The following is a 22,373-nucleotide window of genomic DNA, read 5'->3' on the forward strand; positions in this document are numbered from 1 at the left end:
TTCTTTCCTGCGGGTCGTCCGGGGGTGCGGCTGGTGGTAGCCACGCCGCCCCCCTCGGGGGGTTTTTGCTCGCCCGGTGGTTGGTTGTCCTAGGCGGGAAAGCGTGCCTTGACAAACCCACCCGGCGGCTGAACAGACAGCAGGGATGAGGGGCGGGGGAGGTCTGGTGAGGTGGGTGGTCGCCTTGCGCGCCCGGCCTGCGGTTCGCGTGCTGGCCCGGACGGCTTGCGTCGTTGGTCGGCTTGCGCGCCCGGCCTGCGGTTCGCGTCGACGAAGCAGGACCAGCCGAGTGACCGTCTAGGCGTTCAGCTCCTCCAACGTCGTCGGCACGTGGAACGGCGGCGTGCTGGTGCCCGTGATCCGGTACCGGCCCCACGGGTCCGGGTCCGACAGCTCGCCCGTCGCCGAGTGCTCGCCCGCCTGGATGGTCACGGCCTTCTTCTTGCCGCCCGCCAGGCGGGTCAGCTCCTCGTTCACCGCCACCCGGCCGTACCAGCGGTAATAGCCGTCGATCGGCTGGAAGTAGCCGCGCAGCTCGACCGTCACCGGGAGGGAAACCCCGTCGACCACCAGGGTGGCCGAGCCGCTGTAGCCGTCTTCGTCGTGCTCGCTCATGAGGTCTCCTCCAGGGACTCCGATGACTCCGGGGTGCGGCCCAGCTGGACCACCTTGTTGGCTTCCAGGGGCTGGTTCGGGTCGATGACCACGCCGTTCTGGCGGGTCAGCCCGTCGATGGCCGCCCAGATGATCTGCGTCAGGTACTCCACGACCGCGTCGCGGCTCATCGAGCGGCGGTCCAGCCACCACTCGCCGGTGTTCTGGACCATGCCGACGATGCCGTGCGCCCACGGCTCGGCCGCGCCCGAGTCCATGTTGAACATCCGCATGTAGTCGCCGAGCAGGGCGGTCAGCGCGCTCGCGATCAGTTCCTTGTCCTCGGCCACGACGTCCGACGACACCGGCTTCTCCGGCCGCCCGTGCGCCAGCAGCCGGTAGAGGTTCGGGTGCTCCTCGATGACCGTGAAGAACGCGTCGAGGGCCATCCGGATCCGCGGGACCGGCGCCAGCTCGGCGTTGATCGCCGGGATCAGCCGCTCGAAGAGGATTTCCGTGCCGCGCTGGCCGAGGGCCACGTACAGGTCGGCCTTGTCGTCGAAGTGCCGGTAGAGCACCGGCTTCGTGACGCCGGCCTCCGCGGCGACGTCCTCCATGCCGAGGTCCGGGCCGTGCGTGTCGAGTGCCCGCAGCGCCGCCTCGACGAATTCCTTGCGCCGGGCGATGCGGTGCTTGCGCCACCGGTCGCGCCGGGCGTCGCCGGTCGCTTCGTCGCCGCGGGAGGACTTGCCGGCCTGCTTGGTGCGCTTGACACGTTCGATCACCAGGGTCATGCTACGCAGAGGTAACTGTTACCTCAAGTTACACATCTCGAACGAGTGTGGCGGAAGGGGTGTCGGCAATGACGCGGACGCTGAAGGAACCGGATCGCGAAAAGACCGCGGACCGCCTGCTGAAGTCGTCGGCGAACAAGTTCTACGACCCCGACGTCGACATCGACTGGGCCGCGCCGCTGGTCGAGGGCAAGCGGTTCATCCTCGAAGAGCGGTCTTCGCTCTACGGCACCGAACTCTGGGAGAAGCTGACCCCGGAGCAGCGCATCGAGCTGGGCAAGCACGAGGTCGCGAGCGTCGCGACCACCGGCCTGTGGTTCGAGATCCTGCTGATGCAGATGCTGCTCAAGGAGGTCTACGAAGAGGACCCGACGTCCGCGCACGCCCAGTTCGCGCTCACCGAAATCGCCGACGAATGCCGGCACTCGACGATGTTCGCGCGGATGGCCGCGCGGATCGGCTGCCCCGCCTACGGCCCGGTGCCGTGGTTGCGGAAGCTCGCGAAGCTGATGCCGTCGATCTCCTACGGCCCCGCGCGCTACGGCGCGATCCTGGTCGCCGAGGAGGTCCTCGACCGGCTGCAGCGCGAGCAGATGAACGACGAAGGCGTCCAGCCGCTGGTCCGGATGGTCAACCGGATCCACGTCCTGGAGGAGGCCCGGCACGTCACCTTCGCCCGCGAAGAGGTCACGCGCGGCATGGCGAAGCTGTCGAAGGCCGAGATCGCCTACCAGCAGCTCATCATCGCGGTGATCTCCTACTTCGTGACGCGGGCGTTCATCAACCCCGACGTCTACAAGGCGGTCGGCATCCGCCCGCGCGACGGCGTCGAGGCGGCGCTGAACAACCCGCACTGGCAGGGGACGATCGCCTGGGCCGGGGAGAAGATCATGCCGTTCCTGCAGGAGTCCGGCCTGGTCGGGCTGCCGGGGAAGTACTTCTGGCGCAAGTCGTTCCTGCTCCCGGCGGGCCGATGACCGCCGTCCTCTCGCCCGGGCCGCGGTTCGTGGCGAGTGACGGCGCCGCGCTCAACGTCGTGTCCTCGGGGCCGGCCGATTCGGCGATCACGCTGGTTCTCGTGCACGGCTGGACGCAGGACCACCGGACCTGGGACTTCGTCCTGCCGCACCTCGACCCCGGCGTGCGCGTCCTGCGCTACGACCTGCGCGGCCACGGCGGCTCGGCGCCCGCCCGGCCCGGCGGGGCCACGATCGCGCGGCTGGCCGACGACCTCGCCGAGCTGATCGCCGACCGGGTGCCGGGCGGGCCGCTGGTCCTGGCCGGGCACTCGATGGGCGGCATGACGCTGATGGTGCTCGCCGAACGGCACCCGGAGCTGGTGGCCGGCCGGCTGGCGGGTGCGGCGTTCGTGGCGACGTCGTCCGGCGACATGGACAAGCTGACCCTCGGCTTCCCCGGGCTGGTCGGCCGGAGCGTGACGCGGTTCGAGCCGCGGGTGGCGAAGCTGCTGGCGAGACTCCGGAGCGACACGCTGCGGCTGCGGCCGGGCATGGTCCGCTCGGGCGCCCGGCGGCTGGTGTTCGGCGCCCGCCCGGGGCGCGAGCAGGTGGACAGCGTCGTCGAGCAGCTGCTGTGCGCGCACCCGGCGAGCGCGGGGATGTTCCTGGACGCGATCGCGGCCCACCGCGGCGTCGGTGGACTGGGCGCGCTCTGCGACGTGCCGTCCGTGGTGCTGGCGGGGGAGAAGGACCGGCTGTGCCCGCTGCCGCACGCGAAGGTGATCGCGGACGAGCTGCCGCACGCGGAGTTCGTCCGGTTCCCCGGGGCCGGGCACATGCTGCCGCAGGAACGGCCGTACGAGGTGGCGCGCCGGATCAGCGCTCTGGTCCGCGCCGCCGCCCGCTGATTCCCGCCGGAGGCGGCACTTCCACCGGGAGTGCCGCCTCCGGCCGGTCAGGAGTCCTTGAGCGGGAAGCCGCCACCGATGCCGCGCCAGGCGAGGTTGGCCGTCAGTGCCACCGCCTCCTCGCGGCTCATCGACTGGTGGTGTGCCAGCCAGAACCGGGCGCTGACCTGGCTCATCCCGACCAGCCCGACGGCCAGCAGCCGCGCCTTGTCCTCGTCGAGACCGGCGTCCGCGGTGATCGTCTCGGTGATCGCGTCCACGCTCGCCGACGTCGCCCGGTCGACCGCTTCCTGCACCGCGGGCTCGCCGCGCAGGTCCGACTCGAACACCATCCGGAACGCGCCCGCGTCGTTGCTGACGAAGTCGAAGAACGCGCCGACCGTCGCCGGGACGCGCTGCTTGTTCTCCGTCGTCGAGTCCAGGGCGTTCTGGACGCGCTTGACCAGCTCGTCGACGTGGCTCTCCAGCAGCGCGATGTACAGATCGAGCTTGCCGGGGAAGTGCTGGTACAGCACCGGCTTCGAGACGCCAGCGACCTCGGCGATCTCGTCCATCGCGGCGGCGTGGTAGCCGTTCTCGGCGAAGACCCGCTGCGCCGCGGCGAGGAGCTGGGCCCGGCGCTCGGTCCGGGGCAGCCGCACCCCACGTTGCTGCAACCGCGTCATCTCCGTCATGCTTCGTCCTCCCGTCATCGTCTTCTTCGACGGGCGGGGTCGCCACCGCGTGAAGTCGCCCTGAAGATTACTCGCCGGTACGTGTGCCGCGCCAAGGGTCGGGCATTCTGGACCCGTGAACACCCCCGTGCGGGCCCGGCCGCCGCTCACCCACGTGCCGCTCTCGACCAGGGCTTTGCCGTCGCTCGACCCGGTGCCGCCGCCCTGGCCGGCGGCCTTCGAAGAGGTCGGCACCGCGCGCCTGCACGTCCGCCGCACGCCCGGCCCGGACGGCGTACCGGCCGTCTACGTGCACGGCCTCGGCGGCTCGTCGACGAACTGGACCGACCTGGCCGCCCTTCTCGCGCCGGTCGCCGGTGGCACCGCGATCGACCTGCCCGGGTTCGGCTACTCGGAGCCCGAAGAGGGCTTCGACTTCACGCTCCAGGCGCACGCGGACGTCGTCGTGAAGCACATCGAGGCCGTCGGCGGGCCGGTCCACCTGTTCGGCAACTCCATGGGCGGCGCGATCGCGCTGCTGGTCTCGGCGCAGAAACCCGAACTCGTGAAGACGCTGACGCTCATCTCGCCCGCGGTCCCGGACCTGCGGCTCGACCCGCGGCGGCTGTCGGACCCGCGGATGGCGTTCGCCTACCTGCCGCTGGTCGGCGCGCGCGTGCGGGCGCAGCTGGCCGCGCTCGGGCCGCGGGAACGCGCCGCGCAGGTCATCAAGCTGTGCTTCGCCGACCCGTCGCGCTTCCCGGAGAGCCGCCTGGACGAGCTGACCGAGGAACACGGCGCCCGCGCCGGGTTCGCCTGGGCCGCGCCCGCGATGGCGCGCAGCACGTTCGCCATCTTCCGGGCCTGGTCGACGCTGGGGAAGGCGTCGCTGTGGTCGGTCGCGCCGCTCGTGCGGGCGCCGACGCTGGTCGTCTGGGGCCGGGAGGACCGCGTCATCTCGGTGAAACGCGCGGTCCGGACCGCGCGGGCGATCCCGCGGGCCCGGCTGCTGGTGCTGCCGCGCACCGGGCACGTGGCGCAGATGGAGCGCCCGGTCGTCGTCGCGAAGGCCGTCCTGGGCATGTGGGAGCACGTCGAGGCGGGCACCTGGTAGCCCGATCGGGGGATGTCGAGTTCACCCGATGATCCGCCAGTCGGCGAGAGTCGCGCTCCGCCGCTGTGGCACCCTGGTGCGGTGGACCGGGTGAAGCAGGACGCGCGAGGCGAAGATCGGCGGTCACCCCACCGCGCGTCGGCCCGCCGGACGCCGTCCGCCGAGGACCACTCCCGCACCGGCCAGTACCGCCCGTCGAAGTCGCCGGCGCAGCGCCTCGACGAGGATCGCTACCGCCCGGGCAGCCGCCGGACCAGCGCCGAGCCGCTGAGCGCGTCCTGGAAGCCGGAGGTCCCGGTCGCGCCGGAGAAGGCGGACGAGCCGTCGAAGTCCGGCATCGCGAAGCTGACCAAGACCTACGGCTGGCGCGTCTACGCGCTGCCGATCCTGGTCGTGCTGACCGTCCTCGTCGTGGTCAACACGGCCAACAGCCCGGCCCAGCCGATCGCCGAGCAGGGCACCGGCGCCTCCGCGCCCGGCGCCGAGTCGGCGGGCGGCGACTCCTCCGGCGGCGCGATCGACGGCAACGGCGAGCAGCCCATCCCGGAGAACCCGGCCACCCCGGTCGACCTCAAGGTGCCGACCGCGGACCTGCCGGAGGGCATCCCGTTCACCCAGGCCGGCGCGGGCAAGTGGCACGTCGTCCCGGGCAGCGGCCCGAAGATCGGCAACGGCAAGCTCTACACCTACACCGTCGAGGTGGAGGACGGCATCGACCCGGCGAGCTACGCCGGTGACGACGCCTTCGCCACGGCCGTCCAGGGCACGCTGTCCAACCCGACCCAGGGCTGGACCTGGGACGGCAAGATCGCGTTCCAGCGGGTGGACGCCAACTTCCCGAACCCGTCGTTCCGGGTGAGCCTCACCACGCCGGAGACCACCCACCGGCCGGACGCCTGCGGGTTCCAGATCAAGTTCGAGGCGTCCTGCTACCGCAAGAGCCTCGGCCGGGTGCTGATCAACCTGGCCCGCTGGGTGCGCGGTGCGAAGGCCTACGGCGCCGACATGACCGGGTACCGGCAGTACGCCATCAACCACGAGGTCGGGCACGCGCTGGGCAACCAGCACGTCGGCTGCGGCGGCACCGACCAGCCGGCGCCGGTGATGATGCAGCAGTCCTTCGGCGTCTCCGACGACTACGTCTCGATGCTCAACGACATCCCCGGCGGCGACAAGGGCAAGGTGGCCAAGGACGGCCGCATCTGCAAGACCAACTCGTGGCCGAACCCCACCCCGCAGCCGCAGTAGCTCTGACATCCGGGGCTTCGCCCCGGACCGGGGGCTCCGCCACCCGGACCCCCGAAAAGCGGTCTGTCTCACGATCCGGACGCGGGAAGACGAGTTTGCCTGCGCGCGTTGTGCATAGTGGGATGGACGCGATACGCGCGCGAGATGGAGGACCCATGTCAGCACTGCCGCCGCTCGTCGAGCCGGCTGCCGAGCTCACCAAGGAAGAGGTGGCCCGGTACAGCCGTCACCTGATCATCCCCGACGTCGGGGTGAACGGGCAGAAGCGGCTGAAGAACGCGAAGGTCCTGGTGATCGGGGCCGGTGGCCTCGGCAGCCCCGCGCTGCTGTACCTGGCCGCGGCCGGGGTCGGCACGCTCGGCATCGTCGACTTCGACATGGTGGACGAGTCGAACCTGCAGCGCCAGGTCATCCACGGCCAGTCCGACGTCGGCAAGCTCAAGGCCGCGTCCGCGCAGGAATCGATCGCCGAGATCAACCCGCTGGTCAAGGTGCACCTGCACACCGACCGGCTGGACTCGTCGAACGCGCTGGAGATCTTCGAGCAGTACGACCTGATCGTCGACGGCACCGACAACTTCGCCACGCGCTACCTGGTCAACGACGCCGCGGTGATCCTCGGCAAGCCCTACGTCTGGGGCTCGATCTTCCGGTTCGAGGGCCAGGTCAGCGTGTTCTGGGAGGACGCGCCGAACGGCAAGGGCCTGAACTACCGCGACCTCTACCCGGAGCCGCCGCCCCCGGGCATGGTTCCCTCCTGCGCCGAAGGTGGGGTGCTGGGCGTGCTGTGCGCGTCCATCGGCTCGATCATGGTGACCGAGGCGATCAAGCTCATCACCGGCATCGGCGAGCCGCTGCTCGGCCGCCTGATCAGCTACGACGCGCTGGAGATGAAGTACCGCGAGGTCAAGATCCGCAAGGACCCGGACACGCCGAAGATCACCGAGCTGATCGACTACGAGGCGTTCTGCGGCGTGGTTTCGGACGAGGCCGCTTCGGCTGCTTCCGGCCACACGATCACGCCGGCGGAGCTCAAGGCCAAGTTCGACAGCGGCGAGAACTTCGCGCTGATCGACGTCCGCGAGCCGCACGAGTACGAGATCGTCAACATCAAGGGCGCGACGCTGATCCCGAAGGACCGGATCCTCTCGGGCGAGGCGCTCGCGGAGCTGCCGCAGGACAAGCCGATCGTGCTGCACTGCAAGTCGGGTGCCCGGTCCGCCGAGGCCCTCGCCGCCCTGCACGCGGCCGGCTTCAAGGACGCGACGCACCTCGGCGGTGGCGTGCTCGCGTGGGCCAAGCAGATCGATCCGAGCCTGCCGACCTACTGACAGTGTGTCTTTCGCCCGGCCGGGAAACCATGCGTGAGCAGCGCGTCTTCTCATTCGTGGAACACCCGGCCGGGTAACGTCACGGCCGTGCGGTCAACCCTCGAACGTCCCCCGGCGCACGTCTGCGCGGCCTTCGGCGGCCCCGCCGACGACGGCGAACGCCTGCCGGATTCGACGGCGTGGCGCTGCGGCGGCCTGGTGCTCAAGCCGGTGACCGACAAGGTCCGGACCCTGTGGACCGCGCACGCCCTCGACTACGTCCGCGAGCCCGGGCTGCGGGTCGGCAGGCCGGTCCGGTCGACGGACGGCCGCTGGATCGTCGGAGGCTGGACGGCTTCGCGGTTCGTCCCGGGAACGCCCGAGCACCGCGGAGACGCCTCGGTGCTGGCGGCGGTGAAACTGCACCGAGCCACGATCGGCCTGCCCCGGCCGGAGTTCCTGGACGCGCGCACGGACGTGGACGCGATCGCCGACCGCGTGGCCTGGGAGGAACTCGAGGTTCCCCTGGCGGAGACCAAGGGCGGCCGCTGGTTCGAGGTCCTCGCGGGAGCCCGCCGCCCGATCCGCCTGCCATTGCAGGTGGCGCACGGCGAGTTGCTGGCGGGGTTGCTGTTCGACGGAGAAGCCGGCCCGGGTTTGGTCGACTTCGTGCCGTATTACCGGCCGGGTGAGTACGGCGCGGCGATCGTCGCGGTGGACGCGCTGGCCTGGGGTGGGGCGGGGCGGGACTTGCTCGAACGCTGGGCGCACTTGCCGGAGTGGCCGCAGCTGCTGTTGCGCGCGGTGCTGTTCCGGTTGGCGTCGAACGCGCTGAACCCGAGGTCGACCCAGGCATCACTGGACGGCCTGCGCGCGGCGGCGCGCGAGGTGTCCGGCGTCTTGTGACCCACGTCCCAAGTCCCCGTGTCACCTCGAGGAGGCTCCACTGACCTCCCCACTCCCGACAGTTGGACACGGATCTCACCGGACGGGCGCCGGAAACACCGACGCAATGTCAACTGCCTGAAACATTCGGTCGAATCCGGTTAACACGGCCTCCTTAGCGTCAGGGCAAGCCCGAACCGCCGAGGAGGTGCCCGATGCCGCAGGTCGACACCCACTGCCCGTACTGCGCGCTGCAGTGCGGGATGCGCCTCGAGGGCACTCACGTGTCCCCGCGGGACTTCCCGGTCAACGCCGGCGGCCTGTGCCAGAAGGGCTGGACCTCCGGCTCCCTCCTCACCAGCCCGAAGCGGCTGACCACGCCGATGCTGCGCGTGAACGGCGTGCTCGAGCCGGTCGGCTGGGGCTTCGCGCTCGACTTCGTCGCCCGGAAACTGCGTGAGACGCGGGAAACCCACGGCCCCGACGGGGTCGCGGTCTTCGGCGGCGGTGGGCTGACCAACGAAAAGGCCTACCTGCTCGGCAAGTTCGCCCGGGTCGCGCTCGGCACCTCGCAGATCGACTACAACGGCCGGTGGTGCATGTCCTCGGCCGCCGCCGCGGGGATCAAGGCTTTCGGTGCCGACCGCGGGATGCCGTTCCCCGTCACCGATCTCAAGAACGCCGATGTCGTGCTGCTCGCCGGGGCGAACCCGGCCGAGACCATGCCGCCGTTCACCCAGCACCTGCGCGGCAGCGACCTGATCGTCGTCGACCCGCGGCGGACGCCGACCGCGGAGCTGGCGAGCCTGCACCTCGCGCCCGCGCCCGGCACGGATCTGGCGCTGGTGCTGGGCATCCTGCACGCCGTCGGCGAAGGCGGCCACCTCGACCAGTCCTATGTGGACGAGCGAACCAGCGGGTTCGCCGAGACGTGGCGGATCGTGGCGAGCTGGTGGCCGGAACGGGCCGAGCGCGTCACCGGCGTCTCGGCCGCCGACATGCGCCTCGCCGCCGAAAAGCTCGCCGCCGCCCGCAACGCCTACGTCCTCACCGCCCGCGGCACCGAGCAGCACGCCACCGGCACCGCGACCGTCGGCGCCTGGATCAACCTCGCGCTGAGCCTCGGCCTGCCCGGCCGGCCGGGCTCCGGCTACGGCTGCCTCACCGGCCAGGGCAACGGCCAGGGCGGGCGCGAGCACGGCCAGAAAGCCGACCAGCTGCCCGGCTACCGCAAGCTCGACGACCCGGCCGCGCGCGAGTACGTCGCCGGCGTCTGGGGTGTCGACGCGGACAGCCTGCCCGGGCCCGGCCGTTCCGCCACCGAACTGCTCGAAGCGCTCGGCCAGGAGCACGGCCCGAAGGCGCTGATGGTGTTCGGCAGCAACGTGGTCGTCTCGGCCCCGCGCTCGCAGCGCGTCCAGGACCGGCTGGCGTCCCTCGACTTCCTCGTGGTCGCCGACTTCGTGCTGTCGGAGACCGCCGCGCTCGCCGACGTCGTCCTGCCGGTCACCCAATGGGCCGAAGAAGACGGCACGCTCACCAACCTCGAAGGCCGGATCCTGCTGCGCCGCAAGGCCTTGACGCCGCCACCGGGCGTCCGTTCCGACCTCGACGTCCTCCACGGGCTCGCGCAGCGCCTGGGACAGCCCGAAGATCGCTTCCCGGCCGACGCCGAAACCGTGTTCGAAGAGCTGCGGATCGCGTCCAAGGGCGGGATCGCCGACTACTCCGGCGTCAGCTACGACCGGCTGCGCGACGGCGAGGCCCTGCACTGGCCGGTCCCCGCGGACGACCACCCCGGCACCCCGCGGATGTTCCTCGGCACCTTCGCGCACCCGGACGGCCGCGCGCGGTTCGTGCCGGTCGAGCACACCGGCCCGGCCGAGCTGCCGGACGAGGAGTTCCCGTTGCAGGCCACCACCGGCCGCGTGCTCCAGCACTACCAGTCGGGCGCGCAGACGCGCCTGATCGAAGAGCTCAACGAGGTCGTCCCGGAGGCGTTCGTCGAAGTCCACCCGGACACCGCCAAGCGTGCCGGGCTCGAAGAGGGCGACCGCGCGCGGATCCGGTCGCGGCGCGGGGAGATGACCGCCAAGGTCCGGTTCGTCCAGAGCCTCAAGCCCGATCTCGTCTTCCTGCCGTTCCACTTCCCGGGTGAGCAGCGCGCCAACCTGTTCACCAACCCGGCGCTCGACCCGGTCTCCCGGATGCCGGAGTTCAAGGTGTGTGCCGTTGCTCTGTCTACTGTGGATGGTGCCGCATGACCCCGCGTGAAGTCGTCATCGTCGGCTACGGCATGGCCGGTGCCCGGCTGGCCGACGAAATCCGCCGTCGCGACCCGATCGCCGAGCGGGTCCGGCTCACCGTGCTCGGCGCCGAAAAGCACGCTGCCTACAACCGGGTCCTGCTGTCCGCCGTCGTCGCCGGCGGCATGAGCGCCGAGAGCGTCCGACTGCACGACGACGAGTGGGCCCAGCGCCACAACATCGATCTGCGGCTCGGCGTCGACGTCGAGCGCATCGACCGCGAGAAGCGCTGTGTCGAGCTGGCCGACGGATCCTCAGTGGACTACGACGCCTTGGTCCTCGCCACCGGCGCGAACCCGTGGATCCCGCCGGTCGAAGGCCTCGAAGCCGGACCGGGTGTGGTCGCCTTCCGCAGCCTCGACGACTGCGCCAAGATCCTCGACGCCGCCCGCTTCGGCGCGCCGGTCGCCGTTCTCGGCGGCGGCCTGCTCGGTCTCGAAGCCGCCCGCGGGCTGGCCGGGCGCGGCAACCAGGTGACCGTCGTGCACCCGCTGCGGCACGTCATGGAACGCCAGCTCGACGCCGGGGCGGGGCACGTGCTGGCCCGGCAGCTCACCGAGATGGGCGTGACGTTCCGGTTCGGCGCCACCGCCGCCCGCTACCTGCCCGGCGACGGGCTCAAGCTCGACGACGGCAGCCTGGTCCCGGCCGACCTGGTCGTGGTCGCCGCCGGTGTCCGTGCCGAGACGCGCCTGGCTGCCGACGCCGGCCTCGACGTCGACCGGGGCGTCCTGGTCGACGACACGCTGCGCACCAGCGACGGCCGTATCCACGCCCTCGGCGACTGCGCCCGCCACCCGGGCGCCCCCGCCGGCCTGATCCAGCCCGCCTGGGAGCAGGCCGCAGTCCTCGCCGACGTCCTGACCGGGACGAACGCGGCGGCCCGCTACCGCGGCACCACGGCCGTCACCCGGCTCAAGGCCCGCGGCATCGATCTCGCCGCCCTCGGCGAGACCCAGCTCGAAGCATCCGACACCGGCGCCGAGGTGCTCACCTTCAACGACCCCACCGGTGGCCGGTACGGCAAGCTCGTCGTCCGCGAGAACCGCGTCGCCGGGGCGATCCTGCTCGGCCTGCCCGACGCGGCGGCCACGATCACCCAGTTCCACGACCGCGGGACGCCGCTGCCGGACGACCGGCTCGCCGTCCTGCTCGGCCGCGCGCTGCCCAGTGGCAGCACCCCCGCGGCCAGTCCCGCCGACCTGCCCGCCGCGGCGGTGATCTGCCGCTGCAACAACGTCACCAAAAGCCGGCTGGTCGAAGCCTGGAAGGCCGGGGCCACCGACACCCCCGCACTGGCGCGGGCCACGCGAGCCACGACGGGGTGCGGCGGGTGCACGGACACCGTCGGCGGCATCGCGAACTGGCTCGCCGCGCAGTGACCGATCCCCACTGACCACCACGAACCGCCGCACTGAGGAGCACGCCATGGCCCACCAAGGGAAGCACTGGATCGAACACTGGGAACCGGAGAACGAGCAGTTCTGGGAATCCACGGGCAAGAAGATCGCCCGCCGCAACCTCTGGTTCTCGGTCTTCGCCGAGCACATCGGCTTCTCCATCTGGACCCTCTGGTCGGTCATCGTCCTGTTCATGGGCAAGGACTACGGCTTCTCCGCCGCCGACAAGTTCCTGCTGGTCTCGACGCCGACGCTGGTCGGCGGCCTGATGCGGCTGCCGTACACCTTCGCCGTGGCGAAGTTCGGCGGCCGCAACTGGACGGTCGTCTCGGCGGTGCTGCTGCTGATCCCGACCACGCTGGCCGCGATCGTGCTGCACCCCGGCACGTCGCTCGGCACCTTCCTGCTCGTCGCCGCCCTCGGCGGGGTGGGCGGCGGCAACTTCGCCTCCTCGATGACGAACATCAACACCTTCTACCCGGAGAAGCACAAGGGCTGGGCGCTGGGCCTCAACGCCGGCGGCGGCAACCTCGGCGTCGCGGCGATCCAGCTCGTCGGGCTGCTGGTGATCGGCACGGCGGGCGCGACCGCACCGCGGATCGTGCTCTACGTCTACATCCCGCTGATCGTGCTCGCCGCGGTGTGCGCGTACTTCTTCATGGACAACCTCGCCACCGTGAAGGGCGACACCAAGGCGATGCGCGAGGTCGTCAAGGACCCGCACACCTGGGTGATGTCGTTCCTCTACGTCGGCACGTTCGGCTCGTTCATCGGCTACAGCTTCGCGTTCGGCCTGGTGCTGCAGAACCAGTTCGGCCGCACGCCGCTGCAGGCGGCCGCCGTGACGTTCCTCGGCCCGCTGCTCGGCTCGATCTCCCGGCCGGCCGGGGGCTGGCTGTCCGACCGGATCGGCGGCGGCAAGGTCACCTTCGCCACCTTCATCGGGATGGCGCTGGCCACGGTCGTGCTGATCCTGGCCTCGACGTCGAAGTCCCTGACGCTGTTCACGATCGCCTTCATCGTGCTGTTCGTGCTCACCGGCATCGGCAACGGCTCGACGTACAAGATGATCCCGGCGATCTTCCGCGCCAAGGCGAAGGTCGCCATCGCCAACGGCGCCGAGGAGGCGGCCGAGCTGCTCAAGGCGCGGCGGCTGTCCGGTGCGCTGATCGGTCTGGCCGGCGCGATCGGTGCCGAGGGCGGGCTGTTCATCAACCTCGCCTTCCGGCAGTCGTTCGCCGACACGAAGAGCGGCGTGCCCGCCTTCATCGGGTTCCTGGTCTTCTACGGGCTCTGCTTCGCCGTCACCTGGGCGGTCTACCTGCGGAAGCCCGCCGAACAGCCCACGAGTGAGCGCGGTCTGGCGCTCGCCGGAGCGGAGGTCTGAGATGCCCACCCTGGTCGTCGCCGGACACGGCATGGTCGCCCATCGGCTCGTGGAGGCGGTGCGCGCGGAAGACCCCCGAGGAACCTGGCACATCGTCGTCCTGTCCGAGGAGCCGCGCCCGGCGTACGACCGGGTGGCGCTCACGTCCTACGTGGACACCTGGGACCCGGCTTCGCTGGCGCTGCCCGGATCGGACTACGCGGGCGACCCGCACGTCGACCTCCGGCTCGGTGAACTGGCGGTATCGCTGGACCGGTCCGCGAAGACGGTCACCACGGCCTCCGGGGACGTCGTCGCCTACGACGCCCTGGTGCTGGCCACCGGCTCGAAGCCGTTCGTGCCGCCGGTGCCCGGGCACGACCTGGACGGCTGCTTCGTCTACCGGACCATCGAGGACCTCGACGCCATCCGCGCGGCGGCGATCGAGAAGCCGGGCCGCGGCCGCCGGTCGGCCGTCGTCATCGGCGGTGGCCTGCTCGGCCTGGAGGCCGCGAAGGCGTTGCGGGACATGGGTTTGTCCCCGCACGTCGTCGAGATGGCGCCGCGGCTGATGCCGCTGCAGGTCGACGAGGGCGGCGGCTCGCTGCTGCGGCGGCTCATCACGAACCTGGACGTCACCGTCCACACGGGAACGTCCACCAACGCCATCGAAGCCGACGGCTCCCGGCTGCTGGCCAAGCTGGGCAACGGCACCGAGCTCGACGTCGACCTGGTCGTGTTCTCCGCCGGTGTCCGGCCGCGCGACGACCTCGCCCGCCAGTCCGGTTTGGATCTCGGCCCGCGCGGCGGCGTCCTCACCGACGCGTCCTGCCGCACCGGCGACCCGGCGATCTACGCGATCGGCGAGTGCGCCGCGGTCGAGGGGCGCGTGTACGGCATCGTGGCCCCGGGGTACGCGATGGCGGAGATCGTCGCCGCGCAGCTCACCGGCGGGTCCGGGACGTTCCCGGAGCCGGACACGTCCACGAAGCTGAAGCTGATGGGCGTCGACGTCGCCTCCTTCGGGGACGCCCACGCCCAGACGGAAGGCGCCCTCGAGGTCGCCGTCAACGACGCGGTCGCCGGGACGTACAAGAAGCTCGTGGTCACCGACGACGGCAAGACCCTCCTGGGTGGGGTGCTCGTCGGCGACGCGACCGAGTACAACACGCTGCGCGCGCTGGTCGGCCGTCCGCTGCCGGCCGAGCCGGGCGCGATCCTCGCCCCGGCGGGCGGCGGTGCCGCGGTCGGTGTCGACGCGCTGCCGGACGCGGCGCAGATCTGCTCGTGCAACGCCGTCTCCAAGGGCACGATCACCCAGGCCATCCACGAGGACGGCTGCGACACCGTCCCCAAGCTGAAGGCCTGCACCCGGGCGGGCACGGCCTGCGGGTCGTGCGTCCCACTGCTGGGCAGGCTGCTCAGCGCGGCCGGGGTCGAGCAGTCCAAGGCCGTCTGCGAGCACTTCCCGCAGTCGCGCGCGGAGCTGTTCGAGATCGTCAAGGCCACCCGGATCGGCACGTTCAGCGAGCTGATCGCCCGGTACGGCACGGGCACCGGCTGCGCGATCTGCAAGCCGGCGGTGGCGTCCATCCTGGCGACCCTCGGCAACGGGCACGTGCTCGGCGGCGAGCAGATGACCCTGCAGGACACCAACGACCGGTACCTGGCCAACCTGCAGCGCAACGGCACGTACTCGGTGGTCCCGCGGATCCCCGGCGGGGAGATCACACCGGACAAGCTGATCGTCATCGGCGAGGTGGCCCGCGACTTCGGGCTGTACACCAAGATCACCGGCGGCCAGCGGATCGACCTGTTCGGCGCGACGGTGGACCAGCTGCCGCTGATCTGGCGGCGGCTCGTCGACGCGGGGTTCGAGTCCGGGCACGCCTACGGCAAGGCGCTGCGCACGGTGAAGTCGTGCGTCGGGTCGACGTGGTGCCGCTACGGCGTGCAGGACAGCGTCGGCCTGGCGATCGAGCTGGAGCTGCGCTACCGCGGGCTGCGGTCGCCGCACAAGCTCAAGTCCGCGGTGTCCGGGTGCGCCCGGGAGTGCGCGGAGGCGCGCAGCAAGGACTTCGGCATCATCGCCACGGAGAACGGCTGGAACCTCTACGTCGGCGGCAACGGCGGCACCACCCCGCGGCACGCCGAGCTACTCGTGTCCGATGTGGACACCGAGACGCTGATCCGGACCATCGACCGGTTCCTGATGTTCTACGTGCGCACGGCCGACCGGCTGCAGCGGACCGCGCCGTGGATCGAGGAGCTGGAGGGCGGCCTCGACCACCTGCGCGCGGTGATCGTCGACGACTCGCTCGGCATCTGTGAGGACCTCGACGCGGCGATGGCCAAGCACGTCGACAACTACGCCGACGAGTGGAAGGGCGTGCTGGAGGACCCGGAGAAGCTGGCCCGCTTCACCTCCTTCGTCAACGCGCCGGGCACGCCCGACCCGGCCATCTCGTTCCGCGAAGAGCGGCAGCAGAAGGTGCCCGTCATGCTGGGAGTCCCGGAGGTGCGGCGATGACCACGTCGATCGAACGAACGTGGACGGCGGTGTGCTCCGTCGGCGCGGTGCCCGAGTACGCCGGGGTGGCGGCGCTGCTCGACGGCGGCGTACAGGTGGCGATCTTCCGGCTGCCCGGCGACCGGCTGCACGCGCTGTCCAACTGGGACCCGTGCAGCGGCGCGGCGGTGCTCTCGCGCGGCATCGTCGGTGACGCGGACGGCGTCCCGGTGGTCGCCTCGCCGGTCTACAAGGAGCGGTTCGTCCTCGAGACCGGGCAGTGCCTGGACGCCGCGGGCGTCTCGGTGCCGGTCTACGAGGTGCGCGTGCGGGAAGGCGTCGTCGAAGTGGAGAGCCCGTGAGCGATGTGCTCCCGCTGGCCGGTTTCGTGATCGGCATCACCGCGGCGCGCCGGGCTGACGAGCTCGGCGCGCTGCTGGTGCGCAAGGGGGCGAGCGTCCGCTACGGCCCGGCCATCCGGATCGTGCCGCTGACCGACGACACCGAGCTGCACGCGGCGACCACCGCGTTGCTGGCCTCGCCGGTGGACGCGGTCGTCGCGACCACCGGCATCGGCTTCCGCGGCTGGCTCGAGGCGGCCGAGGGCTGGGGGCTGGGGGACACCCTGCTCGACCGGCTGTCGTCGGCGACGCTGCTGGCGCGGGGGCCGAAGGTGACCGGCGCGCTGCGGGCGGCCGGGCTGTCGGAGTCGTACTCACCGGCGTCCGAGAGCAACGCGGAGCTGCTGCAGCACCTGCTCTCGTCGGGGGTCGACGGGCTGCGGATCGCGGTCCAGCTGCACGGCGAGCCGCTGCCGTACTTCGTGGACACGCTGCGCGCGGCCGGCGCCGAGGTGATCGAGATCCCGGTGTACCGCTGGGTCGGGCCGGCCGACCCGGGCCCGGTGGACCGGCTCTTGGACGGCGTCCTGGACGGGGCGATTCACGCACTGCCGTTCACCAGCGCGCCGGCGGCGGCGTCGCTCATCGCGCTGGCCCGGCGCACGGGCCGGCTGCCGGGGCTCGTCACGGCGCTGTCCGGCCCGTGCGTGGCCGCGTGCGTCGGCCCCATCACGGCCGGCCCGTTGGCGGCCTTGGGGGTGCCGACGGTCCAGCCGCACCGAGCGCGGATCGGAGCGCTGGCCAGGACGGTGGCCGAGACCCTGGTGGCCCGCTCCCCGCGGTTGCGAGCGGGAGGACGTTCGATCGAGCTCCGCGGCCAGGCGGCGATCGTGGACGGCGAGTGGTGCGAAGTGGCCCCGGCGCCGATGGCGTTGCTGCGGGCGCTGGCGGCGTCACCGGGGCGGGTGGTGTCGCGGCGCGAGCTGATCTCGGCGCTGCCGGGAGGGGGCGAGGAGCACGCGGTGGAGACGGCGATCGGACGGCTGCGGACGTCACTGGGCGGCGGGAAGGTGGTCCAGACGGTGGTGAAGCGGGGGTACCGGCTGGCTGTCGACGTCTGACGGGCGTGTCAGTGGCCGTGTCAGTGCGGTGGCCCTCCGGTGTCAGCGGGTCCGGCGAAAGTGGTTCTCATCAGCCACTTCGCTTCGTCAAGGAGAATCCGATGCACGAGTTCACCACCACCGCCCCGATCGCCACCGTCCTTTCGATCCCCGCCGGCCGCGTCCGGTTCGCCGCTTCTCTTCGTGAGGACACCGTCGTGGAGGTCCTGCCGGCCGACCCGGCGAAGAGCCGCGACGTGAAGGCCGCCTCGGAAGCCTCCGTGATCTTCGACGACGGCGTCCTGCGCGTTTCGCTCGAAGCCCGGAACCAGTACTTCGGCCCGTCCGGGGCGGTCGACGTGACGGTTTCGCTGCCTGCCGGTTCTTCGGTGGAGGCCAAGGCCGCCAGCGTCTCGCTGAGGGGCGTCGGTCGCCTCGGCGACGTCACGGTCTCCGGTGCCCACGGCGAGGTGGTCTTCGACGAGGCCGCGAGCCTGCGCCTGACGGCCCACGCGGGCGACGTGTCGATCGGCCGCCTGACGGGCCCGGCGGAGATCACCACGGGCAAGGGCGACATCCGCATCGCCGAGGCGGCGAGCGGCGACCTGGTCTTGAGCACCCAGGCCGGGAACATCGAGGTCGGCGCGGCGGCGGGCGTCTCGGCGTCCCTGGACGCGGGGACGACGTACGGCCGGATCCGGAACGCGCTGAAGAACGAGGGAACGGCAGGGCTGAGGATCCAGGCGACCACGGCGTACGGCGACATCGACGCCCACAGCGTGTGAGGGCGGCGGGAGGCGCCCCGATGCGGGACTCGCATGCGCGGGAACCACATTGGGGCGCTTGGGGCCGGCTCTCGTCGACCAGAAACTCGTTCAGTTGTGGTCGGTGAGATGGTTTGTGAGATCGTCCAGGCACTTGACGATTTTCTCCGCACTCGCCAGTTCACGGTGAACCTGATCAATGACGCCGATCACGATGTTCCCGACGGCGAGTTCGGCCGCACCATTCGTCCAAATGATGAGCTGGACCAGCAATTCGTCGGTCTCGCAGTCGACCCAGGCGGCGGATTTGCCACGCTCAGGGCCGAACGTCAGCTGCCACCGAATTCCCGCCTGTTCCCACTGCGGCGCGTGTGCGTGCACGGCCGCAGCGAACTGGGCGAGATCGAGTTCGATCACGTTGGTGATGTTATGCGGCGGAGGTGGTCTCCGGCGCCCCGAACTCGATTGCGCCTTGGCGCCGGCGCGGCGGGGTCGCGGCGGAGTAGCGGGGCTGTTGAGCCGGGGCGAGGTTCAGCCGGCCCAGGTGACCGTGTGTTTCTCGAATCCCCGGGGCGCCGCCACGCGGGCTGCCTGAGCTTCGGCTTCCTCTCGGATCGCCGGGCGCAGGGCCGTCAGCGTCACCGAGTTCCTCTCCGCTGCCACGAACTCGGTTGCGGCTTGCCGCCGGCGTGGAGGGATCGCGGCGGCGTCGGGCGCGGCTCAGCCGGCCCAGGTGACCGTGTGCTTCTCGAACCCCCGGGCCGCCGCCACACGCGCCGCCTCCGCTTCTGCCTCTTCACGAACCGCCGGGCGCAGCGGGTCGAATGCCGTCAGGGTCACCGTCAGCTTCGACCCGCTGCCCTTCGTGCGCCACGTTCCCGCGATGTCGCCGTCCGCCAGCAGCACCCCCGGGTTCCCCAGCATCTTCCAGACCTCCTTGCGCCGCAACGGGTCCGGGACCAACAGCGTCTTGTCTCGCGCCTGGATGAACGGGTCCAGCGGGGGCAGCAGCCGCACCACGTCCGGCTCCGGTGGGTTCTCCAAGGCCGGCAGCCGGTCCGCGGGCAGGTACCGGGTCTTCCCCTCGACGTCCACCGGAACCAGGTCCGCCGGCCACGTCCGGTCGACCACCGCCCGGGCCGTGCCCGCGAACTCCGCCGCGTCGCCCGGGGACGCCGGGCCGTTGAGGCGCAGGTACCGCTCGACCAGCGCCGTCGCCGCGGCCGGGTCCGGGGTTTTCCGCAGCCGCCCCCGGCCCTCCAGCGGGGCCAAAGTTGCCGGGGATGCTCCCGTCACCAGGCGGACGCCGCCGAGCGGGGACGCGATGCGCATCAGCTGCTCGTGGATGTGCGTCGCGTTGCAACCCCGGCACCACCGCGCGAACGACGGCGGCAGGCGCTGGGTGACCGCCGTCGACACCGCGCCCTTCGTCATCGGCGCCGTCACGACCTCGCGCAGCGCCGCCGCCGCGGTGAACACCACCTCCGTCGCCGCCAAGCCCGTTGCCGCCAGTTCCTTGCGCTGCCACAGCATCCGGGCCAGCGCGTCCGCGTCGTCCAGCGGGATCAGCGCGCGGAGCGCCTCCGGCAGGTCGGTGCGCAGGTGGTGGTGCGGCGCGCCCCGCAGCGTCCAGGCCAGGACCAGCCGCTCGTCCTCCAGGGACACCGGGCCGTCGAGCCGGGCCACCAGGGCGAGCAGCGCGGTGTCGCGCATGCTGTCCTGCAGCCCGGCCCGGACGACCGCGAGGTCGGCGACGTCCTTCGCCGAGCGGTGCAGCCCGTGCTCGGCTACGCGGTAGGCGAGTACCTGGCGACGGTCCACTTGCGACTCCTAGAACGCGTACTCGAACGTGTAGCCCACCTTGTCCTCGCCGGTCGCGCCGCCGGCGGTCCCGCCGCCGGTCAGGCCGGCCAGCCCGCCGGTGGCCGAACCGGGGACGACCTCGAAGGTCGAGGCGAAGCCCTTGGCGTCGAACGTGTACTCGTGGCGCACGATGAACGTCCCTTCGCGACCGTCGACCTTGCCCTCGATGCGCTCGAAGCTCGGCGACGTCGTCTGCCCGCTGTCATAGCCTTCGCCCGCGTAGTACAGCAGAAGGTCGCAGATCGACTCGCCCTCGATGACCCCTTCATACGCGAACGTGACGTGCGCGTAGGCCACCCGCGGGCCGCCTTCGGCGCCGCTGACGATCTTTTCTTCCCAGTTCTTCGTCGAGAATCGGTTCATGGGTGCCACCCTGCCGGGGATACCTGTCAGCTTGTGTCAGGTATTTCTGCGAAGATGGGCGAATGCGCGCCAGCCGCCTCCTGTCCGTCCTCCTGCTGCTGCAGAACCGCGGCCGGATGACGGCCGAGGAGCTGGCCGAAGAGCTCGAGGTCTCGGTGCGGACGGTCTACCGGGACATCGACGCGCTCTCCGCGTCCGGCGTCCCGGTGTACGCCGACCGCGGCCGGACCGGCGGCTACCGGCTCGTCGACGGCTACCGCACCCGGCTCACCGGGATGACCGAGGAAGAGGCCCAGTCGCTGTCGCTGGCCGGGCTGCCGGTGGCCGCCGCCGAGCTGGGGCTGGGCACGGTGCTGGCGGCGGCGCAGCTCAAGCTGTACGCGGCGCTGCCCGCCGAGCTGCGCGACCGCGCCGGGCGCGTCGCCGAGCGGTTCTACCTGGACGTCCCCGGCTGGCACCGCGGCATCGAAAGCCTGCCGGCGCTGTCGGCGATCGCCGACGCCGTCTGGTCGTCGCACCGGATCCGGATCCGCTACGAACGCTGGGGGCAGCGAATCGTCGAACGGGACGTCGAGCCGCTGGGGCTGATCCTCAAGGCGGGCAACTGGTACCTCGCCGGCCGCTGCGACGGCACCGACCGCACCTACCGGATCTCGCGCGTGCTGGAGCTGACCGACCTCGGCGAGGTGTTCGAGCGGCCGGACGGCTTCGACCTCGCGCGCTACTGGCAGGAGTGGTCCGAGCAGTTCGAACGCCGGATGTACCCGCGCGTCGCGGTGGTGCGCCTTTCGCCGCGGGCGCAGGCTCTCGTACCGTTCTACGCAGGTTCTGTCGGCGCCCGCGCGTTGCGCGAGTGCCCGAACGAGCCCGACGCGGACGGCTGGCTCACCGTGGAGCTGCCGGTGGAGCCGGGCGAACCGGCCATCGGCGAGCTGCTGCGCTTCGGGCCGCACCTGGAGGTCCTCCAACCGGCGGACCTGCGGGCGGAGCTGGCGGAAGCGATCGAGGAGATGGGCGCGTTCTATGGGTGAGCTGAGCGGCATCGCCATCGGGGTCACGGCCGAGCGGCGAGCCGGCGAGTTCATCGCCGCCCTCGAACGCTACGGCGCCGAGGTCCGCCATGCGCCGACGATCACCATCGTGCCCCTGGACGCCGACCCCGAGCTGCGCGCGGGCACCGAAGCGGTGCTGGCGGCGCCGGTCGGGTACACGGTGGTCACGACGGGCGCGGGCTTCCGCGGCTGGCTCGGCGCGGCCGAAGGCTGGGGCCTGCGCGACCGGCTCGTGGCGGCGATGGGCGAGTCCCGGATCTACGCGCGAGGCCCGAAGGCGGTGGGCGCAGTCCGCGGCGCCGGGCTGCGCGAGTCCTTTTCGGCCGCCTCGGAGTCCAACGCGGAACTGTTCGGGGAGCTGGCCGCGGCCGGGCTCGAGGGCGAGCGGGTGGCCGTCCAGCTGCACGGAACGAGGCTGCCGGAGCTCACGGACTCGTTGGTGCGGGCGGGCGCCTCGCTGGTCGAGCTGCAGCCGTACCGCTGGCACTCGCCGCCGGACGTGACGCCGGTCCACGACCTGATCGGCGCGGCCGTGGCCGGCCGGCTGGACGCACTGGCCTTTACGAGCGCCCCGGCGGCGGCGAACTTCCTGACGCTGGCCCACGCATCCGGCCACTACGACGAGCTGCTGGCGGCGCTGCGCGGCCCGCTGGTGTGCGCGTGCGTCGGCCCGGTGACGGCGGCGCCCCTGGAGGCCGCGGGCATCGGGACACTGCAGCCCGACCGCCAGCGCTTGGGCGCTCTGGTGAAGCTGCTGGTCACGGAGCTGGGGAAGGGTTAGGCCGCTGGCCCTTCCGCCGCATGGGCTGCCGGTAGCCGGGGGTGGTGAAGCTACTGGCCACCG

21 protein-coding genes are annotated in these 22,373 nt (G+C 71.6%); 15 read left to right on the forward strand and 6 right to left on the reverse strand.

The genetic code is table 11. From position 1 onward, the window contains the following. Positions 1-297: 297 nt before the first annotated feature. Together ABZX11_RS30560 and ABZX11_RS30565 are read right to left on the reverse strand one after the other, a co-directional pair. Positions 298-615 (reverse strand): DUF4873 domain-containing protein, encoded by a 318-nt coding sequence (locus tag ABZX11_RS30560; RefSeq protein WP_176172929.1) that lies wholly within the window; start codon positions 613-615, stop codon positions 298-300. Beyond that, positions 612-1,388: a TetR/AcrR family transcriptional regulator gene (locus ABZX11_RS30565; protein WP_354919358.1), complete on the reverse strand. Its 777-nt coding sequence runs from the start codon at positions 1,386-1,388 to the stop codon at positions 612-614. Before ABZX11_RS30565 ends, ABZX11_RS30560 begins: the two co-directional genes overlap by 4 nt. 68 nt (positions 1,389-1,456) lie before the next feature. Between ABZX11_RS30565 and ABZX11_RS30570 the strand changes: the two genes are divergently transcribed. Together ABZX11_RS30570 and ABZX11_RS30575 are read left to right on the forward strand one after the other, a co-directional pair. After that, complete coding sequence (locus ABZX11_RS30570) at positions 1,457-2,365, forward strand: diiron oxygenase (protein WP_354919361.1); 909 nt, start codon at positions 1,457-1,459, stop codon at positions 2,363-2,365. Next, positions 2,362-3,255 (forward strand): alpha/beta hydrolase, encoded by an 894-nt coding sequence (locus ABZX11_RS30575; RefSeq protein ID WP_354919364.1) that lies wholly within the window; start codon positions 2,362-2,364, stop codon positions 3,253-3,255. The genes ABZX11_RS30570 and ABZX11_RS30575 overlap by 4 nt, the downstream gene beginning before the upstream one ends. A gap of 47 nt (positions 3,256-3,302) precedes the next feature. Here ABZX11_RS30575 and ABZX11_RS30580 read toward each other — a convergent pair whose 3' ends face one another. Then, on the reverse strand, positions 3,303-3,929 hold the full coding sequence (locus ABZX11_RS30580; RefSeq protein WP_003095505.1) for a TetR/AcrR family transcriptional regulator: 627 nt from the start codon (positions 3,927-3,929) through the stop codon (positions 3,303-3,305). Between the two features lie 115 nt (positions 3,930-4,044). On the opposite strand from ABZX11_RS30580, the gene ABZX11_RS30585 reads away from it, so the two are divergent. From ABZX11_RS30585 to ABZX11_RS30635, 11 genes are all read left to right on the forward strand, one after another. After that, on the forward strand, positions 4,045-5,022 hold the full coding sequence (locus ABZX11_RS30585; RefSeq protein WP_354919368.1) for an alpha/beta hydrolase: 978 nt from the start codon (positions 4,045-4,047) through the stop codon (positions 5,020-5,022). An 81-nt stretch (positions 5,023-5,103) separates the two neighbouring features. Further along, the gene (locus ABZX11_RS30590) at positions 5,104-6,270 is read left to right on the forward strand and encodes a DUF3152 domain-containing protein (RefSeq protein ID WP_176172924.1); all 1,167 of its coding nucleotides are present in this window, start codon (positions 5,104-5,106) and stop codon (positions 6,268-6,270) included. 155 nt (positions 6,271-6,425) lie between these two features. Beyond that, entirely contained in the window at positions 6,426-7,601 is a 1,176-nt protein-coding gene (gene moeZ / locus ABZX11_RS30595) for an adenylyltransferase/sulfurtransferase MoeZ (RefSeq protein ID WP_354919372.1), read from the forward strand. Between the two features lie 87 nt (positions 7,602-7,688). Beyond that, positions 7,689-8,486: a TIGR02569 family protein gene (locus ABZX11_RS30600; protein ID WP_354919375.1), complete on the forward strand. Its 798-nt coding sequence runs from the start codon at positions 7,689-7,691 to the stop codon at positions 8,484-8,486. A gap of 194 nt (positions 8,487-8,680) precedes the next feature. Then, a complete protein-coding gene (locus ABZX11_RS30605; protein ID WP_354919378.1) occupies positions 8,681-10,729 on the forward strand; it encodes a molybdopterin oxidoreductase family protein in 2,049 nt (682 codons plus the stop codon). Next, positions 10,726-12,153, forward strand: coding sequence for an FAD-dependent oxidoreductase (locus ABZX11_RS30610; protein WP_354919381.1), 1,428 nt, complete (start codon positions 10,726-10,728; stop codon positions 12,151-12,153). Before ABZX11_RS30605 ends, ABZX11_RS30610 begins: the two co-directional genes overlap by 4 nt. Positions 12,154-12,199: 46 nt before the next feature. After that, on the forward strand, positions 12,200-13,558 hold the full coding sequence (locus ABZX11_RS30615; protein ID WP_176172919.1) for a nitrate/nitrite transporter: 1,359 nt from the start codon (positions 12,200-12,202) through the stop codon (positions 13,556-13,558). 1 nt (position 13,559) lies between these two features. Further along, a complete protein-coding gene (nirB, locus tag ABZX11_RS30620) occupies positions 13,560-16,067 on the forward strand; it encodes a nitrite reductase large subunit NirB (protein WP_354919386.1) in 2,508 nt (835 codons plus the stop codon). After that, the gene (gene nirD, locus ABZX11_RS30625) at positions 16,064-16,408 is read left to right on the forward strand and encodes a nitrite reductase small subunit NirD (protein ID WP_354919393.1); all 345 of its coding nucleotides are present in this window, start codon (positions 16,064-16,066) and stop codon (positions 16,406-16,408) included. The genes nirB and nirD overlap by 4 nt, the downstream gene beginning before the upstream one ends. After that, complete coding sequence (locus ABZX11_RS30630; RefSeq protein ID WP_354919396.1) at positions 16,405-17,508, forward strand: uroporphyrinogen-III synthase; 1,104 nt, start codon at positions 16,405-16,407, stop codon at positions 17,506-17,508. The genes nirD and ABZX11_RS30630 overlap by 4 nt, the downstream gene beginning before the upstream one ends. A gap of 101 nt (positions 17,509-17,609) precedes the next feature. Next, positions 17,610-18,272: a DUF4097 family beta strand repeat-containing protein gene (locus ABZX11_RS30635; RefSeq protein WP_354919399.1), complete on the forward strand. Its 663-nt coding sequence runs from the start codon at positions 17,610-17,612 to the stop codon at positions 18,270-18,272. Between the two features lie 90 nt (positions 18,273-18,362). On the opposite strand, the gene ABZX11_RS30640 is transcribed toward ABZX11_RS30635, so the two are convergent. The 3 genes from ABZX11_RS30640 to ABZX11_RS30650 form a co-directional block, all read right to left on the reverse strand. Next, positions 18,363-18,668, reverse strand: coding sequence for a hypothetical protein (locus ABZX11_RS30640; RefSeq protein WP_354919402.1), 306 nt, complete (start codon positions 18,666-18,668; stop codon positions 18,363-18,365). 303 nt (positions 18,669-18,971) lie between these two features. Continuing rightward, positions 18,972-20,072, reverse strand: a complete 1,101-nt coding sequence (locus ABZX11_RS30645) for a crosslink repair DNA glycosylase YcaQ family protein (RefSeq protein ID WP_354919405.1) — start codon at positions 20,070-20,072, stop codon at positions 18,972-18,974. Positions 20,073-20,081: 9 nt separating this feature from the next. After that, positions 20,082-20,477 (reverse strand): DUF3224 domain-containing protein, encoded by a 396-nt coding sequence (locus ABZX11_RS30650; RefSeq protein ID WP_176172913.1) that lies wholly within the window; start codon positions 20,475-20,477, stop codon positions 20,082-20,084. Between the two features lie 62 nt (positions 20,478-20,539). Between ABZX11_RS30650 and ABZX11_RS30655 the strand changes: the two genes are divergently transcribed. Beyond that, positions 20,540-21,508 (forward strand): YafY family protein, encoded by a 969-nt coding sequence (locus ABZX11_RS30655; protein ID WP_176172912.1) that lies wholly within the window; start codon positions 20,540-20,542, stop codon positions 21,506-21,508. Beyond that, positions 21,501-22,310, forward strand: coding sequence for a uroporphyrinogen-III synthase (locus tag ABZX11_RS30660; RefSeq protein ID WP_354919409.1), 810 nt, complete (start codon positions 21,501-21,503; stop codon positions 22,308-22,310). Before ABZX11_RS30655 ends, ABZX11_RS30660 begins: the two co-directional genes overlap by 8 nt. The last annotated feature ends 63 nt before the right edge of the window (positions 22,311-22,373 follow it).

It is taken from the genome of Amycolatopsis sp. NPDC004169, from assembly GCF_040610315.1.
GTDB lineage: Bacteria > Actinomycetota > Actinomycetes > Mycobacteriales > Pseudonocardiaceae > Amycolatopsis.